Annotated in this window: 10 protein-coding genes and 1 pseudogene; 6 read left to right on the forward strand and 5 right to left on the reverse strand. The window is 57.6% G+C overall.

The genetic code is table 11. The features are described from left to right. Positions 1-51 precede the first annotated feature (51 nt). Positions 52-4035: pseudogene (locus tag N7650_RS18870) on the reverse strand (autotransporter-associated beta strand repeat-containing protein); the annotation flags it as partial. 35 nt (positions 4036-4070) lie between these two features. Beyond that, positions 4071-6017: an autotransporter-associated beta strand repeat-containing protein gene (locus tag N7650_RS18875; protein ID WP_279899537.1), complete on the reverse strand. Its 1947-nt coding sequence runs from the start codon at positions 6015-6017 to the stop codon at positions 4071-4073. A 571-nt stretch (positions 6018-6588) separates the two neighbouring features. Between N7650_RS18875 and N7650_RS18880 the strand changes: the two genes are divergently transcribed. Further along, positions 6589-7026 (forward strand): acetyltransferase, encoded by a 438-nt coding sequence (locus N7650_RS18880; RefSeq protein WP_009402711.1) that lies wholly within the window; start codon positions 6589-6591, stop codon positions 7024-7026. Positions 7027-7135: 109 nt separating this feature from the next. Here N7650_RS18880 and N7650_RS18885 read toward each other — a convergent pair whose 3' ends face one another. Continuing rightward, positions 7136-7426 (reverse strand): DUF3077 domain-containing protein, encoded by a 291-nt coding sequence (locus N7650_RS18885; RefSeq protein ID WP_037061224.1) that lies wholly within the window; start codon positions 7424-7426, stop codon positions 7136-7138. Between the two features lie 124 nt (positions 7427-7550). Here N7650_RS18885 and N7650_RS18890 point away from each other — a divergent pair, with 124 nt between their 5' ends. Then, a complete protein-coding gene (locus N7650_RS18890; RefSeq protein WP_009402716.1) occupies positions 7551-7790 on the forward strand; it encodes a helix-turn-helix transcriptional regulator in 240 nt (79 codons plus the stop codon). 379 nt (positions 7791-8169) lie between these two features. Here the strand turns inward: N7650_RS18890 and N7650_RS18895 are convergent, their stop codons facing one another. Both N7650_RS18895 and N7650_RS18900 read right to left on the reverse strand, forming a co-directional pair. Then, positions 8170-9231 (reverse strand): hypothetical protein, encoded by a 1062-nt coding sequence (locus N7650_RS18895; RefSeq protein ID WP_279899540.1) that lies wholly within the window; start codon positions 9229-9231, stop codon positions 8170-8172. Positions 9232-9349: 118 nt separating this feature from the next. Then, positions 9350-9799 (reverse strand): tautomerase family protein, encoded by a 450-nt coding sequence (locus N7650_RS18900; protein ID WP_279899542.1) that lies wholly within the window; start codon positions 9797-9799, stop codon positions 9350-9352. A gap of 95 nt (positions 9800-9894) precedes the next feature. Here N7650_RS18900 and N7650_RS18905 point away from each other — a divergent pair, with 95 nt between their 5' ends. The 4 genes from N7650_RS18905 (at position 9895) to N7650_RS18920 (ending at position 16081) form a co-directional block, all read left to right on the forward strand. Then, complete coding sequence (locus N7650_RS18905) at positions 9895-10860, forward strand: helix-turn-helix domain-containing protein (protein WP_279899594.1); 966 nt, start codon at positions 9895-9897, stop codon at positions 10858-10860. A 252-nt stretch (positions 10861-11112) separates the two neighbouring features. Next, positions 11113-11379, forward strand: coding sequence for a hypothetical protein (locus N7650_RS18910; protein WP_279899544.1), 267 nt, complete (start codon positions 11113-11115; stop codon positions 11377-11379). A gap of 1389 nt (positions 11380-12768) precedes the next feature. Next, positions 12769-13647, forward strand: coding sequence for a hypothetical protein (locus tag N7650_RS18915; RefSeq protein ID WP_279899546.1), 879 nt, complete (start codon positions 12769-12771; stop codon positions 13645-13647). Between the two features lie 103 nt (positions 13648-13750). Beyond that, entirely contained in the window at positions 13751-16081 is a 2331-nt protein-coding gene (locus tag N7650_RS18920; protein WP_279899547.1) for a hypothetical protein, read from the forward strand. Positions 16082-17157: the final 1076 nt, after the last annotated feature.

Below are 17157 nucleotides of genomic sequence, written 5' to 3' on the forward strand. Positions count from 1 at the left end.
GGAGCCGCTGACGTTCAACACGCCACCATTGACCTGGGTATTGCCGGTATAGGCGTTGTTGCCGGCCAGTTGCAGGCTGCCGCTGCCGACCTTGACCAGGCTGCCGTTGCCCGAGATCGCACCGCTGAACAGGCCGCCGAGGTTGCCGCTGCCGACGCTCAGGCTGGTGTTGTTGCCCAGGGCTACCGCACCGCCACCGTTCAGGCCGCCGATCGTGGCGCTGGCGCCGAGGTTGAGTTGCGCACCGGTAGCGACATTCACGCCCGAGGTGTTGCCCAGCGAGCCGGTACCCAGGGTAGTCAGGCTGCCGGAGAGAATGTCCACCGCGCCGGAGAAGCTGTTGGCGCCGCTGAGGATCAGATCGGCGCTGCCGGTCTTGACCAGGCCGCCGCTGCCGCTGATCACGCCGCCCAGGTTGAGGGCGTTGTTGCCGGTCAGGGTCAGGTCGGCGCCGAGGGCAATGCCGTTGCCCAGCGCAAGGGCCGCGCTGTTGTTCAGGGTCGCCGCACCGGTGACGTTCAGGTTGCCGTTGCCAAGGGCATTGCCATTGCCCAGGGTCAGCGTACCGGCATTGAGCGTGGTGGTGCCGAGGTAGGTGTTGACGCCGTTGAGCGTGAGGTTGCCCGCGCCGCTCTTGACCAGGCCGGCCGCGCCGTCGATGACGCCATTGAGGGTCAGGTCGCTGTGGCCGGTGAGGTTCAGGTTGGCGCCCAGGGTGACGTTGTTGGCCAAGGCAAGCGGCGAAGTGTTGTTCAGGCTTGAAGCGCCGGTAACGGTCAGGCGACCGCTGCCGAGGGCGCCGGCATTGCCGAGGGTCAGGCTGCCAGCGCTGAGGAAGGTGCCGCCGCTGAAGGTATTGACCCCGGTAAGGCTGAGATTGCCCTGACCGTTGGCGGTCAACGAGCCGGCACCGCTGAGCACGCCGCTGAGGGTCTGGTCGGCGCTGCCGCCCATGCTCAGGGCGCCGTTCAGGGTGATGTCGTTGCCCAGGTTGATGGCACTGAGGCTGTCGATCGTGCCCGGCCCGGTCACGGTGATTGCGCCGCCACCCAAGGCCAGGTTGTTGCCCAGCATCAGGGTACCGCTGGCCAGGGTGGTGCCGCCGCCATAGGTGTTGGCGCTGTTCAGGGTGACGGTCGAGGTACCCTGCTTGGTCAGGCCACCGCTGCCGGTGACCAGGCCATTGAGCGACAGATCGGCGCTGCCGCCCAGGATCAGGCCGCCGTTGAGGTTGATCTGGTTGTTGATACTGACGGCCGTGGCGGCCTTGAGGATCGCGTTGCCGCTGGCGTTGAGCACGCCGAGGCCGAGCGCGGTATTGCTGCCCAGGCTCAGGGTGCCGCCGTTGAGGTTGACCGGGCCGGCGAAGCTGTTGTTGCCCGAAAGGGTCAGCGTGGCGCTGCCGGTCTTGGTCAGGCCACCCGCGCCGGCAATGTCGCCAGCCAGGGTCAGGTCGCTGCCGCCGAGCACGTTGAGGTTGCCGGTCAGGGCCACGGCGTTGGCCAGGCTCACAGTCTTGTTCGCATCCAGCGAAGCGCCAGCGCCGGCAGTCAGCGTGCCGCTGCCCAAGGCAGTATTGGAGCCTGCCACCAGGGTACCGCCGGTCAGCAGGGTGCCGCCGCTGTAGGTATTGGCGCCGTTCAGCGTCACGTTGCCGGTGCCGGTCTTGGTCAGGCTGCCGAGGCCGTCGAGTACACCGTTGAGGGTCAGGTTGGCGCTGCCCGGCAGGGTCAGGCCGGCATTCAGGTGCACGGCATTGGCCAGGATCTGTGCGCCGGTGGTGGTCAGGCTGGACGCGCCGGCGATGGTCAGGGCGCCGCTGCCGATGGCTCCGGCACTGGCGAGGTTGAGGGTACCGGCGTTCAGGGTGGTACCGCCGATGTAGCCATTGGTGCCGCTCAGCGTCAGGGTGGTATTGCCGGTCTTGACCAGGCTGCCCGCGCCGTTGATCGGGCCGCTCAGCCCCAGGTTGCCGGTGCCACCGACGGACAGCGCGCCATTGAGGGTCACGGCATTGGCCAGGTTCACCCCGGCCAGTGCGTTGAGCCCCGTGCCGTCCGCCGCGATCAGGGTGCCCGAACCCAGCGCGCTCTGGGCGCCGATCGCGATGAGACCGGCGTTCAGCAGGGTGTTGCCGCTGAAGCCGGCGTTAACGCCGCCGAGCAGCAGGTTGCCTGTGCCGTTCTTGATCAGGTTGCCGCTGCCGCTGATGACGCCGTTGAGGCCCAGGTTGTTATTGCCGGCCAGGCTGAGGTCGCCATTGAGCGTGACCTGGTTGTTGAGGATGACCGAGGCGCTGCTGTCCAAAGTTGCCGGTCCGGCGACGGTCAGTGCGCCGAGGCCCAGCGAGGTGTTGCTGCCGACCACCAGGGTCCCGGCATTGAGCTGGGTGCCACCTTGGAAGGTATTGGCACCGCCCAGGGTCAGTACGCCGGCGCCATTCTTGGTCAGGCTGCCACTGCCGGTGACCAGGCCATTTAGCGCGAGGTCGGCGCTGCCGCCGATGCCAAGGTTGCCGGCCAGGTTGACCTGGTTGGTCAGGGCCACGGCCGTGCTGGAATCCAGCACGGTATTGGCCGCGGCGTTGAGCAGGCTGGCGCCGAGTGCAGTGTTGCTGCCCACCACCAGCGTGCCGCTGTTGAGGTTGGTCAGCCCGGCGTAGTTGTTGCTGCCGCTGAGGGTCAGGGTGCTGGCGCCGTTCTTGTTCAAGCCGCCGGTGCCGCTGATGTTGCCGGTCAGGGTCAGCGGGTTGCTGCCACTCAGGTTCAACTGGCCATTGACGCTCAGGGCGTTGCCGAGCGTCATCGGGCCGGCGGTGTCCAGGGTGGTACCGGCGGCGGTGCTCAGGGTGCCGCTGCCCAGGGCGCTGCCGTTGCCCACCGCCAAGGTACCGGCGGCCAGCACTGTGCCGCCGCCGTAGGTATTGACGCCATTCAGGGTCAGGGTGCCGCTGCCGGTCTTGTTCAGGCTGCCGGTGCCGTCGATGACACCATCGAGGGTCAGCGCGTTGCTGCCGACCGGCAGGTTCAGGACGGAGTTCAGGTGGACATTGTTGGCCAGCGCCAGCGCAGTGGTGCCCACCAGGGTGGACACGCCGCCGACGGTGATATCGCCACTGCCGATGGCGCCGGCGTTGCTCAGGGCCAGGGTACCGCCGAGCAGCGTGGTGCCGTTGTAGGTGTTGGTGCCGGTGAGGGTCAGGTTGGTCGAACCGACCTTGACCAGGCTGCCAGTGCCATCGATCAGCCCGCTCAGGGTCAGGTCGGCAGTGCCACCAACGTTGACTGCGCCGTTGAGGGTGATGGCCGTCCCGAGGTTGAGCGCGGTGTTGGCGTCCAGGGTGCTGCCGGCATTGGCCAGCAGCCTGCCCGATCCCAGCGCGCCGGCATTGCCGACGACCAGGCGCCCGGCATTGAGCTGGGTATCGCCGCTGTAGGTGTTGACTGCGTTGAGGATCAGGTCGGCCGTGCCGTTCTTGATCAGGCCGGCGCCAGCGACACCGTCGATCACACCATTCAGGCCCAGGGCCGAGGTACCGCCGATGGTCAGGGTGCCGGCGAGGTCCACGCGATTGAGGATGGAAACGGCGGTGTTGGCATCGAGGGTGGTGTTGGCTGCGGCGGTCAGCCGGCTATTGGGGTTGCCCAGCGAGGTATTGCCGCCAAGGACCAGGGTACCGGCGTTAAGACGGGTACCACCGACATAGGTGCTGGCGCCGCCGAGGGTCAGGGTCGCCGAGCCGTTCTTGGTCAGCCCGCCGTTACCGGAGATGCTGCCGTTGATGGCCAGGTCGTTGCTGCCGGCGAAGTTCAGGTTGCCCAGCAACTGGACGGCGTTGTTGATGATGCGCGAGGCATCGCTGTCCAGCGTGGTGTTGGCCGAAGTCCGCAGGCTGCCGATACCGATTGCCGCGTCGTTGGCGAGCACCAGCCTGCCGTTGGTCAGTTGCACGACACCGTTGTAGCTGGCGTTGGCGCCTGCCAGCGTGAGGTCGCCAGCGCCGCTCTTGATCAGCGAACCGGTACCGCTGAGCACGCCGCCAAGGGTGGTGGCGGTGCTGTTGGTCAGGGTCAGGTGCGGGTCGCCAGATTGATGTTATTGGCGAGCGAGAGCCCGCTGGCATCCAGGCTGGAGTTAGCGCTCAGGGTCAGTTGGCCGGTGCCCAGGCCAGTGGCGTTCTGCAGGATGAGGGTGCCGCCACCCAGCGTCGAGTTGCCGGTGAAATCGTTGGCACCACTCAGGGTCAGGGTATTGGTCCCGGCCTTGTTCAGCCCGCCGGTACCGGAAATCTTGCCCGCCAGGGTCAGGTCGTTGCTGCCGGTCAGGGTCAGGTTGCCGTTGAGCTGGATCAGGTTGGTCAGGGTCTGGGCGGTGCTGGTGTCCAGCGCCCCGGTACCGCCGACGCCGGCAGTGATGGTACCGCCGCCGGTGGCCCCGGCGGTGCCGAGGATCAGCTTGCCGGCGTTGATGTTGAGGCCGCCACCGAAGTTGTTGGCGCCGCCCAGGGTCAGGTCGGCGGTACCGGTCTTGGTCAGCGAACCGGTGCCGTTGATCGCCCCGCCCAGGGTCAGGGCAGCGCCACTGTTCACCGTCAGGTTGGCGCCATTGAGCAAGATGGCATTGTTCACCGCCAACGCGCTCGAGTTCGCCAGGGTGCTGGCGCCGGTCACGTTCAGGCCCTGGGTTCCAAGCGCCGCGGCATTGCCGAGCGTCAGGGTGCCGGCGGCCAGGGTGGTGCCGCCGCTGAAGTCGTTGGCGCCGCTGAGGGTCAGGTTGCCGGTGCCGGTCTTGGTCAGGGCGCCGGCACCGGTGAGCACGCCGGACAGGACCAGGCCATTGGCGCTGTTGCTGACCAGCAGGCCATTGGTACCGAGGGTGATGCCATTGCTCACCGTCGCCCCCGCTACCGCAGCACCGAGGCCGCCGCCGTTGGCGGTAATGGTTGCGCCGGTAAGGGCCGCACTGTCCACATTGAGCAGGCCGCCGTTGAGCGTGACCGCCGGGTTGACGGTGCCACCCGCGAACAGCTGGTTGGTCAGGGACCAGGTACCGCTGGTGATATTCAGGTTGCTGAAATTGACGAACTTGCTGCCGTCGATGGTGCCAGAGCCCGTCAGCCCCACGCCGCCACCGATGGTGTTATGCAGATTAAGCGTGTTGCCGTTGTTGGCGGTACCGCCGTCGACGATACCCGCCGCCACGTAGGCGAGGCCAAGGCCACCGAGCACGCCCAGATTGACACCGACGCCCGCCCCGCCGCTCATCACGGAGCCGGTGATGGCGTTGAAGGTGTTGGCGCCGGAGCCGGCACCCAGGTTGATACTGCCGGTGACCGTACCGGCGTTGGTGAAGGTGTTGCCTGCGGCCGACGCCTGCATCGCCACGCGGCCGGTGATAAGGCCGGACGCATTGTTGGTCAGCACGTTCCTGGCCCCGCCGCGCAGCGCGATCACGGCCATGTCTTCCGGCAGTACAGCGGCGCTGAGCAGCGCAGTACCGCTGATCAGGCCGGTGTTATTCACCGTGGTGGTGCCACCCGCGCCGTTCTGCACCACCAGGCCGATCCCGCCGAGGCCCAGCAGGTTCGCCCCGAGCAGGCTGGACGTGCCCATGATCTGGCCGGTGGAGAGGTTGTTTACCAGCACCGTGCTGCCAGCGGCATTGCTGAGGTTAAGACCGGAAGCCAGGGAAACCAGGCCCGGCAGCAGCGAAGGGTCGATACGCCCGGCGTTGTTCACGGTGGTGCCGGTACCAGTGAGCGACACCGCGTTGACTGCGTCGATAACGCCAGGATAGATCTGCGCGCCGTTCTGCACGTTGACCGTCAGGCCGCTGGTCGAAGTGACCAGGCCCACGGTGATGCCAGTACAGGAAATCGTGGAACCGACTGTCGTACACAGGGCCTGTGCCTGTGGACTGAAGAATCCGGAAACCATCCCGGCTGCCGCCATGCTGACGGCCAGCGGCAAGGGTGCAAAACGAGCGGTAAAGGTTTTCTTGGCGAATCTTCTGTCCACGTGCGACTCCTTCGTGGATCAGGCAAATCCGTCTCTGAATGCGTGCTAGAGCTTTGAGGAACTACACACACTGCATGTCGAAAAGCCTGACCTTGGCGAATACAGGTTCCATATGGGGAGAGATTTGTAGCCAAAAAATTGGATCCACGCCGGACAATTCGTACACGCGCTTAGTATTAATTCTTTAGTGATAACCCCTATGAACATGGGGTGAAACCGAGGTGTCATGCGGGTTTGAGCCGACGAACGGTCAAGGGTGAATGAAATTTCCTTCAGGCTTGTCGACTTATGAAATTATTTCTAAATGTTTCAAACCTTGCTTTTGATAAGCTTTCGAATGGCAAAACATTCGAACGGATGATCACGATAGCTTCCGCCTCGGCGATCGATCCAGGCTGATTGACGACCCGCTACCCTTCTGAGTATCGTCCCGCCTCCCTCCTTCCCGGCACCACTGTTGTGCACCGCCCAGGCGTTGATTCGCGAAGCGGTCATCCATCTCGCCGGCACTTAATGGCCGCCGCTTAATGGCGAGCCTGGTTTTTCACATCAAGTGCACGAGGATGCTTTCATGCTCATTCGTCAGGCCACCAACGCCGACCACCCACTGCTGCTCGACCTCTGGCTGCGCTCCGTTCGCGCCACCCACCACTTCCTGCAACCGTCCGACATAGAAGCGCTGCTACCGCAGCTGCGTGACACCTACCTGCCTGCTGTCGAGTTATGGGTAGCGGTGGATGACCTGGACCTACCAACAGGCTTTATCGGCCTGAATGAAAGCCATGTGGAAATGCTCTTCATCGAACCGGACCTGCGCGGCCAGGGGATTGGCCGCGCGCTGCTGGACCACGCCCGCCATTCGCGCAGCGGGCTGAGTGTCGATGTCAACGAACAGAACCCCGAGGCGGCGGGCTTTTATCTGCACTACGGATTCGTGCAGACCGGCCGCTCGCCGCTGGATGGCGAGGGGCGGCCGTTTCCGTTGTTGCATATGAGGTTGGAGGGCTGAGGCCGGGGGTTGCTCCCGGGTTGTTATGCCCTTGTAGATCAGGAAGGCCCGCTTGGATGCGGGCCTTTTTTAGCGTTTGGTACCTGTTTCATCCTGCCCGAGCAGAAAATTAATCTGTCTCGTTTGCCCCTCGCCCGTCGCGAAGCCCCATGCCCACATCATCGATAAGTGCCTTCACCTGCTCGCCCAGATAATGGGCTGCCCAGACCGGAGCGCCGCCTTCGTCATCCACGCCACCGATTAGGGTCAAGCGGTTGATGCAGTCCATCAGCACGGACGCCTGAGCCAGCGCCTCAGTGCTCGGTACTCCAGGATTCACACGGAACAAGGGCTCACTGACGGCAGTGCAGTTACTGAACGTAGCGATGCCAGCGGTGGTGTTTACCGGGCTGAAATTCATTCGGGAATTCATGACGAGCATCGACCTCTTCCATGGTGAATGCCCGAGCCTACCAAAAACCCGTTTTGGGATAAACCTGTTTCAGGTTTATTAGGTAGGTCGGCTTATCAACCGGCACACCACGATGAAGACGATTCACACCGCTGCTTATCAACGCTTCCTTCTCCTGCTGGTCAAGGCACGGAAGGAGGCCGGACTCACACAACAGGAGCTGTCGGAGCGGCTGGGAAGGCCTCAATCGTACGTTTCCAAGTTCGAGCGGGGAGAACGGAGACTGGATGTGATCGAGTTTCTGGAGATCGCGAGGAGCCTGGGGGGTGATCCACACAAGATGCTTGAAGAGATTGGCTCGGTGCTGGATTGAGGCGGTCGGTAAGAATGGATATGGAAACCCAACAGACGCACCGCCGATGACAAAGCGATCTCCACTGTCAGCCCTTTTGAAGGGGCTCAGCTGTCAGCATTCGCTTCCTCCATGTAGCAGAACGCCCAAGGGGTCGGCACGTCCTGGATGGGGCGGAAGGCTTACAGCCTCGGGCGGGATGCGCGGAAAATAGGCCCAGTTGACAGCGTCGTCAACTCGCTTTCGCTGTCCATGTATGTCCATCTGCGTCAGGGATACCTCAGAGAAGAACGGCGGTTCTCTTCCTCCCAGATGTAATGCGGTAATGTCCACTTCTAGGGCCAAAACAGCAATTCACTCCTCCAAATTAGTAAGTGCCGTTCCCAGATTTTTTCAACGCTTACAAATACTTGATCCTTTTCGGCATTGCCTTGCGACTCTGCTTCTCCCCCGGCCCCATCAACGGCACCGCATGGGAATACCAGTGCCGACGAATACCGTTTTCCGAAATCGGCGCCTCGTCCCACGGCCCCAGCCCGACGCAGAGAAACTCGAACAACACCGTGCTGGGGTGCCCGAAATCACGCCCGAGCTGCTGGCCCAAGCCGCTGTAATAGGCGTGAATCAGCTCATGGGCCAGGCCGATGGCAGGCGGACGGCTGAGATTGAGCGGATTGCTGGCATAAGGATTCCAGCCGATCACGGATTCGGCACCATTGGCGGACGGTGAAACATCGCGCAGCGCTGCGAGGGTCGCGACCAGCGCATGGTTCTGCGCCCGTGGCGACAGGCGTGCCGGCAGTGGATTGCCAGCGATCCAGCCGGCCACTTCATGGAGCGTGATGCCGATGTTGTAGCCCCCGGCGTCAAGCGAGCGGCCCAGGGTCTGGTCATTGAAGTAGCCCTCGTTGGAACTGGTCCAGCGCAGGTAACGGCGGTCGGCCAGCAGCCCCCATTGGTTGGCGTACTGGCGGGCTTTCTCAAGCCGGGCGAAGAACCCCGTGCCGGCGCCCGGCACCGCATCCAGCAGAAGCTCGGGAGAGCTGTTGATCATATGGGTCAGCCAGCTCGCCTGGGCATAGTGCGGCACATTGATGCGATTGAGCGCCGCCTGGGTGACGCCGCCGATCATGCTCGCCGGGGTCAGTTCCTCGGCCACCAGGTTCATCGCCCCACCGCCTCGCGTCGCCACCGTGTTCCCTCCCTGCGACGGCAGGATCGACACCACGCTGGCTGCCGACAACGGCAGCAGGATATGCCGACCGGCCGGGGTCGCATGGATGTAGCGCAGCGCATCACCGACCAGGCCGCGGAACGTCGCGGGAAAGGTCATGAACTGTGCCACGCCAGTCACCGGATGGTTGCCGATGTAGTTGTCATCCCCCGTCACCACCGCAATCCCCGGCGGACCCTGATGCCAGGACTGATCGGTTTCACGCCAGTATTCGACTGTCTGCACCATGGTTGCATCCTTGCTGGTGGGGGGCATGGGGATGGCGAAATAACATCGCATCCGGACCACCGATGGTTGTAGACGGCGCGGGCCCGGCAGTCAATCAGGGAAAGGGCCGGCACACCTTCTAGAGCCGAGGAAGAAGATGTCCGTAACCGGCAGCGCGAGTGAAGTCGCTCAGGCGCCAGAGACGCCCGTTCGCCCCCCATGTGCCATCGACGATGTCCACCAACTGAATCGACGTCATCAGCATCCGCTGATCATCACTTCCTCTGCATTGCTCGATAGCCTGGTGCAGGCCCGATACGTAATCCGCGCGCATCTGTTCGTCCAGGACTCCGGCCGGCACCTTGACCAGAACGATGCAGGGAATGGCCTGAGCGTGCACGTTCAGGCCACCACATAACCAGTTGGCCGCCTGGACCTCCTCGATAAGCACCCAGCACAGGTTACGCTGCCGCGGATCGTTGCCTATGCGCTCGTGCGCGATAGCCGCCTCGCTGACACGCTTCAACAGGTGTTCACGTTGCGCCGCGCTGAAAGCACCGGTAGGAACCTTGATAAGGATATTGGGCATGGCTGAAACCTTGGCGATGAATTGGACTTTATTTGGCCTGTCATTCGCTTCTGGCAAAAGTGTCCGATCCGTCCTTTTTCGAGCATAATCCGACAATGCATGATTTCACGATTGTGGTCGTACCCGGCGCATTCGCCTCTAGCGTGACCTCCACGCTGGACATCCTCGCCACCGCAGCAACCATCGCTGAACAACGCGACCTCGCCACACCACGCTGGCGGATCTGCGGCCCTCAGCCTGGGCAGGTGACACTGGGCCATGGCCTGGCGCTGCAGGTGGAACCGATAGAGCAGAGTGCCGAGGACAACTCCTGCTGGGTCATACCGGGCATAGGTATCAGCGATGTCGAGCACCTTGAAGAGCGCCTCGCGGAACCCTGGTCAGCGCCCTTCCTCACTGCGTTGACCAATCACGTCCGGAACGGCAAGGAAGTTGCCGCATCCTGCTCGGCCGTCTTTCTACTCCATGCAGCAGGGCTACTTGACGGGAGGCGGGTTACAACTTCCTGGTGGCTGGCTCCGCACCTGCAGGCCCATGCTCCAGGCTGCCGCGTAGACCCGGACTTCATGGTGCTGGCCGATCCCCCGCTAACCACAGCGGGCGCCGCCTTCGCGCAGACCGACCTGATACTCCACCTGCTGCGCCGGCGCCTTTCACCTGACATCGCTGACAGGGTGGGCAAGGCACTCCTGCTGGACCGCCGGCAACTGCAGTCGCCTTTCATCATCCCCGCCGTGCTGGTGCAAGGTAATGCCCTGGTATCGCGCCTGACCGCCCAGATCGAAGACTCGCTGCCGGAGCTTACCGGCGTGAGGGCGCTGGCCGAGAGCGTCGGCATGTCGGAACGAACCTTGTCGCGCCACGTGCACAAAGCGACGGGGCACTCGACCCGACAGCTCATCCAGCGGGTGCAGCTCAACAAGGCAAGAGCGCTACTGGAATCCGGCCAATATTCTGTCGAGGAAATCGCGACACGTGTGGGCTATAGGGATCCAACGGCGCTCAGGCGTTTGATGCGTCGTCTGTTGGATGTGACTCCGCGGCAATTGCGTCTCGGTTGATTGGTTTGCTGGGCCGCTAGCTTTCCGACTGCTATGGGTCAGCTGAAAAGGGAATCGGAATAGGGACGGATTTATTTCTCTTTGCTCCATCCAACCACTAGTTTTAACTTTGCCCCATCCTGACGGAGGAGAGAATAAATCTGCCCCCTTTTCCCCTTTTCCCTGCCACTGGCGTTCGCGCCACCGAGCTGGCCTTGCTAGAAGCCGCAGAAGCGCTGTATCTAAGTGGGGCCACTTCAAAGGAGCTTAAACATGACGAAGTCATTCGAGCAGAGAGTCCAAGACGAGCTAGACAAGAAACCTCTGGAAAAGCGAGAAACCGATGTTCGGTTGACATTCCAAGAGGTCGAAACCCTGCTAGCTCTGTGTGAAGATGTGCCAATCGACGTAAAGCAATCTGAACTCTGGTGGCATATGAACAACCTGGAAGTAAAGCTGATTGATGCCAAAAGCCGAATTCAAGGGGACGTCTATGGGGACGCGATTGATAACAAGGTAAAGGAAGAAAGGAAGAACTAGGCAGGCATTTGGACAGAAAGGGGACAAATCTATTTTTGCCTAAGCCCCTCCAGCCTCTAAAACCCAAAAAGGCCTGCATTCACTGCAAGCCTTGATTTTTCTGGTGCGGAGACAGGAGTCGAATCAGGCACCCATAGACCCGTATTTATTGACATCTAGCCTCTATATTCCCAAACCGTATACCTAACCATATACCTAAAACCCAATTCACCCTCCCCTGCCTTGGCGGCATCGCAAGACACAACCCGCCGAGCAGCAACTCTGCCTGCCTGTCTTCTGACCGCTTAGCTGGCCGACCGGCTGACGGCTGACGGCTGACGGCTGACGGCTGACGGCTGACGGCTGACGGCTGACGGCTGACGGCTGACGGCTGACGGCTGAGATGCAGCCGCGCCCTGGCAACAAGCGTCAAGTCAAACTTTCGGGATCGTTGGGGCCTCAGCCGAATGAAACAGAAGACGGACATCCCAAGGAAAATCTCAGCTGCAGGGAAACCGCGAGTCCCCGTACCCGTGTAGGGAGGGGGGTATGGGGAGGACCCAAAAAAAGGGCAAATGCATACGTCCCACCCGGTATCTAAGACAGTGGACGAGGCACTATCGATGAGCTGCAGGCTTCCCTGTCCAAAGCGGCCAAGTTCACCGGGCAGTGCGGGAAGTCTAAGGGCTTGCCGCGCTGCCGGCATCAGCCCGTTCCGGGGCGTGGGGGGTGTAACCATGAAAAGCCGGTGTTCTTGGTGTGCTTGGTGTTCCGAAAGCGCTGGAAGCCAGAAACCACGAGGCCTATTGCCAAGGAACACCATTGCGAAAAATGTGGAACACAAAAGTGCAGGAACACAATAGGTGTTCCGTAACCGCCTGAACCAGGTGGAGCACTATGGATCGGGGTGGAGGTGGCTCTGGCGCAGGTTAGTTCGGTACATCAGCGCAAAAAGCCGGCCACCACGAGGAGGGCGAGATGTATAGATCAAACCGAGAACTCGAGCTACTTACGTTACTTATTTCGGTGACGTTTCCTGGGGAGGCAACTAGGCCCATTTGGGTCGCTACCTGACTCTGGCTCATCCCTTTGGACTTGCAGGCTTGCACTGCCGCCTCGGACGTCCTCCCTGTTTGCATTTGACGTGAACAGTCGCCTGGATCGTCTAGACCAGTAAAGTTCGCACCCTCGGCCGGCTAGTGTCGATCAGAAGCGGACTGTGGACATGCCGCTTGCGACTTCGTACTCTGCCCATAGGTAATATCGCTTTTCTTCTGCCTACTGTAACGTTTCCGGAGCAACTCCCAGCCAACTGAAGGAGTCACGCGTAGAGACGGAGTGCATGCAATAGAGGTGGCGTAAGCTACCCAAAATATGTCATCTATATATAGGTACCTTATGGACACTACTTTGAAAGACAAAGTAACACAGTGGGTTAAGATGGAAGGCTACCCTTTGGAGTTTTCTACAGCTCATAAATTTAAGAAAAGAAGATTTTCAGTGGAGCAAAGCTACTTTGCAAAAGATATAGATGGCAAGGCTAGAGAAATTGATGTGCTTGCAACAGCAAACCTTCCAATTGGTCGTTCATTCCTGCGAATTAAACACGTAATTGAATGCAAGTGGAGTAAAGATAAGCCTTGGGTACTATTCAAAGACGAAAAACGATTTGCAAGGTCTGCATTAGCAGCTCAGTTAATATCTTCATCAGCAGGACAAGCTATTGCATGGATCGCCGCCGGAAGTGATGAGTTTAAAAACTTAGACATGTTCAGGGAAGTAGGCTTTTCATTTTCAGGAAGACAAGCCTTTTCAAAAGGAAACGATTTATTCTATCAAGCAGTTCAAGGAGTGGTCTCAAACTGCTTAAATATCACTAGATTTTACGACGACTATCAGTTCAAACCAGAAGACCATCTTTTAGCAGTGATTGCTCTGCCAGTAATCGTAGTGGACGGAAGCCTATTTGAAGCCACATATGTCTCCGATAGCGATGAACTGAAACTGGAAAACATAACCCATGCTCGTCTACGCTGGGAAGGAAATGAGGGGCGTCAACTAAATACCATAATCGACATCGTGACATCCGACTACCTCGATACTTTTTTAGATAGTCGAGAAAAAGAGCTAAATGTCCTAATGGAGTGTTTTGGGAGAAATTTGGCACAGTTAATTCAGTGTTTCCAAGAAAAAACAGAGAAGCACCTGGTCATCACCGAAGGACCTAGGGGGATATCTGGCAGACCTAAGTTACTGCAACAACTGAAAGAGATATCCGTGCCCGTTTAGTAATGCGCGGTAAAACTCTACGACCCGCTTAGGAATTAAAGGCCGGGATGACATATAAACCCCAAAGCACTAAAATTTAGCAAATAGACAAGGATGAATTTGCATGCCCAAAAATTCCGAGAACCTAGATTTGGTAAAGCGACTATTTTTTGAGGAGCACGCTCGCTATCCTAGATATAGAATTCAATATTATATCCCCCACTTCAGAGAGGACTGCAAGTCAGCATCAATGTTTATGGCCTACTGGCCAGGAATACTTTTATCTGTTGATTTGCTAGAGCTGTCGCTGATGTTGCCTTTCGATATCAGAGAGCTAAAATCAAAGCGCGCACCAGTTTTGAGATCAAGAGTTGCAGGCATCACTTCACCTACAATCATTCCAATAACGATCGAGTCGCTAAAGGATAATGCAAAAAATCTCAGCACGGTTACATTCAAATGCATTCTTTCAAATGATAGAACCTATAATGCAGTAAATGACTTTTTGGTTGAAAACGAACCCGAATGGCTTCATGTTTCAACATCAGACAGTGCCAATGCTGAAACTAGGGAAGTAAGTAGTGAGCGGTTTAGCCGATATATTACCCAGCGGACTGTTCAATTACTAGAAAATGGAGAAATTAACTCGATTTTTTTTGACTCGATTGATGAACTGCTTAGTCCTAAGCGCCCGCCATGGAGCAGATTGCAATTCCCAGGGTACGCGCACGGGATTACTAGGCCTAATGAAATCATTGCAGCATCGCTTGGGTCAGAGATCAGCCTAGATAAAGCGCTGGGAATTCATCGCATCAATGATTACGTACCAGCAGTGGCGAAATCGTGCAGAGCCATTATGAGTCTGCGAAGGAAGCTGGCCGCAGAAGCACCTATTGAAAATAAAATTTGTTTAACAACTGAGCCCATACTGTGGCATCTCTACAAGGCAAATGTAGACAGGGACTTATTCAGTGAAGTTAATGAAAACGCAGATATCGTTAGCGCACTCCGCCGGCTTGTCAAGTCAATAAAGAGACCAGGCAGCTACATCAAATTAAACTTCACAAACAGCGAAAAAGATCTTGGTGATCTTCTCGAAAACAAACTCTTTTCAATGTTCCTGCGCAGTTATCAAATGGAACTACGAGCATTTGGAGCTTGTTTAGCCATACTTAATACCCCTGAGGTTACTCCCGTACTAAGGATGGAGTCGCGGATAAATGGAGTGAAAGGTGACCTTATAAACTTAGCGGCCTGCGCAAGGGGGAATAACCCCCATGTAAAATTCAAAACGTGCAAGCTTGCCTTGAAAATACAGAATAAAATGACGTCTCTAGTGGCGCAGGAGCATAGCACACTAATCCATAAGTCCCTGCCTGAGTTCTCTGGTGTTAGTTTATTAAGCGATATCCCCCTCGAGTGGCTGCCCATTCGAGGACTTCCACTTTCGCTCAGGTGTGATGCAAGTCGAATCTCTGCTACCCCAGGCAATCTTAGTATGCAGCAATGCTTACGAAGCCAGTACGTAAATATTGCAATAGCAGACTTTGAAGAAATACTTATAGTAAGATCTTTCGACAAAGAAGACAAAATACGAACCGTACTAGAAGATGTGCTCCACAAGCTTTCCAAAGCACATAAAAACTACCCGAAATACAAGTTTATTGATGTTTATAATATCGATCAGTTCGTTGCTGCCATCAATAATTTCCATGGTGCACTAATGGTCTTTGACGGGCATGGAACCCTAACTGAATCTGCCGGCGTGGGCTCTATAGTTATAGGTGGACAAGCCATAGATGTATGGGCTTTACGAGATTCAGTACGAATGCCCCCGATAGTTTTGCTCAGTGCTTGCGATACACTTCCTCTCGATGGCGGGCATGGGTCATCTGCTAACGGAATGCTGGCAATGGGTGCCATCACAGTTCTAGGAACTGTTTTGCCAGTTGACTCAGCGCGCTCAGCGATATTTATAGGTCGCCTGCTGCATCGAATAAAGGAGTTTTTGCCAATAGTAGTTAAGCGCTCCAGTTACCTGCCTTGGCGCTCTTTCATGAGTGGAATGCTACGCATGACGTATTGCACCGAACTCATTATTTCACTCATTGAAAACACCAAAATAATTTCATTTGAAGATTATCCTAGAATTCAAATGAAAGCGAATATCGCAATCAACTCTTTAGACCCTAACTGGTTTGATGAGTTTGTATCCGAAGTAAGTATTTGCTCGGGCCTGGAAAGGTCTACAACTCTAGAAAAATGCCAATTCTGGGGAGCGTTAGTAGATACCTTGAAATATATCCAACTAGGTCGACCAGAAAAAATAAAACTTAGAGCTATGAGTACGGCTGATGCTATAGGTGCCTTAATGCAGGAAAAATCTATTCCACTCGAAACAATCCCTACTATGGAGGTTTATCCGAGTTTATTTTTCCACTCAGAGAAGTTCTGACTTTCGTTAGGAGAGAGGGCTAGGTAAGCCGAGTCTATCCCCGTGGTAGTTTATGCTGAATGGCCCCGTCGCGAATGGCAGCTAGTAATCAATAGCTGCCCTCCACGAAGGACACCAATGGGTCGACCTCAGTCGGTGGATGGCGCGAGTTTGGCCCCGTGCGTTTCGGTAGTGATCGATAGGGCCCCATATTGTCAGGATGATGAATATGCTTCAGACAAGACTCACATTCGGCAAACGACGAAAAAACCATCAATGATCGGTTCTAGGGCATTTGTTTAACAGGAAATACTATGACTGAACGTGTACTTGACTGGCGCAATCGCCGTGCCTGGCTAAGAGCAATTCCTAGATATGCTTCCCTGATTTTGACACCCCATGTACGCAAGCACCTTGAGCGTGCCCGGCCCGATTGCTGGTCAGATGTAATGGATTGGCTGCCTAATCATCAGCATCTAGTGCCAGCATTTTGTGAGGCCCTTTGGGGCTACTACACCCACGCTAAGGGGTTTCATGGATGTAGGCCGGAAAGCCTATCTTCGTATTTTGAAAGTGGTCTAAAAGGACAGGCTGTAGAAAGAATTCTGAAAAAATTCCACAGAATTTACGCTGACGTTCCGAGCGGATTGCGGCATCGAGCGATAGAGCTGATGCATCAGCGTGGACTAAGTGAGCGGGGCCGTATCTGGCTATCGAGTGACGATAGAAAAATGATTGAGCAGCATGGCCATTACATTATCCACGGCAGTGAGTACTTGATGGCCCTTGCAGCTCGTATGAGTGACGGAGATCGATGGGGAGAGGACTATCGGTTACGCCTGCGGCAGATCGGCATCCCTACGATCTTAGAGGTTAATATCCCCGTGACTCTCATCCCTGACGCGCAGAAACGTGAGGTCGGAAAGATGATCCTCTCGGAGTGGGGGCAGCTTAGAGCGAGAAAGCCGCGTAGAACGTCGTCGGCGCCCTGCTATGAAGTGAGACACGACATACCTGCTGAGTGCATTAAAAACCACTACCATCCAGCGCGAGTAATTGACTTTCATACGGACGACGGGCCGTATTTAAATAAATCC

This window comes from Pseudomonas sp. GD04058, assembly GCF_029836855.1.
In the GTDB taxonomy this organism is placed as follows: domain Bacteria; phylum Pseudomonadota; class Gammaproteobacteria; order Pseudomonadales; family Pseudomonadaceae; genus Aquipseudomonas; species Aquipseudomonas bharatica.

Bases quoted from the DNA above. Each gene is read 5' to 3' on its own strand.
- N7650_RS18880 (WP_009402711.1), top strand. From the start codon at position 6,589: ATGCTCATTCGTCAGGCCACCAACGCCGACCACCCACTGCTGCTCGAC.
- N7650_RS18920 (WP_279899547.1), top strand. From the start codon at position 13,751: ATGCCCAAAAATTCCGAGAACCTAGATTTGGTAAAGCGACTATTTTTT.
- N7650_RS18910 (WP_279899544.1), top strand. From the start codon at position 11,113: ATGACGAAGTCATTCGAGCAGAGAGTCCAAGACGAGCTAGACAAGAAA.
- N7650_RS18890 (WP_009402716.1), top strand. From the start codon at position 7,551: ATGAAGACGATTCACACCGCTGCTTATCAACGCTTCCTTCTCCTGCTG.
- N7650_RS18905 (WP_279899594.1), top strand. From the start codon at position 9,895: ATGCATGATTTCACGATTGTGGTCGTACCCGGCGCATTCGCCTCTAGC.
- N7650_RS18900 (WP_279899542.1), bottom strand. From the start codon at position 9,799: ATGCCCAATATCCTTATCAAGGTTCCTACCGGTGCTTTCAGCGCGGCG.
- N7650_RS18885 (WP_037061224.1), bottom strand. From the start codon at position 7,426: ATGAATTTCAGCCCGGTAAACACCACCGCTGGCATCGCTACGTTCAGT.
- N7650_RS18895 (WP_279899540.1), bottom strand. From the start codon at position 9,231: ATGGTGCAGACAGTCGAATACTGGCGTGAAACCGATCAGTCCTGGCAT.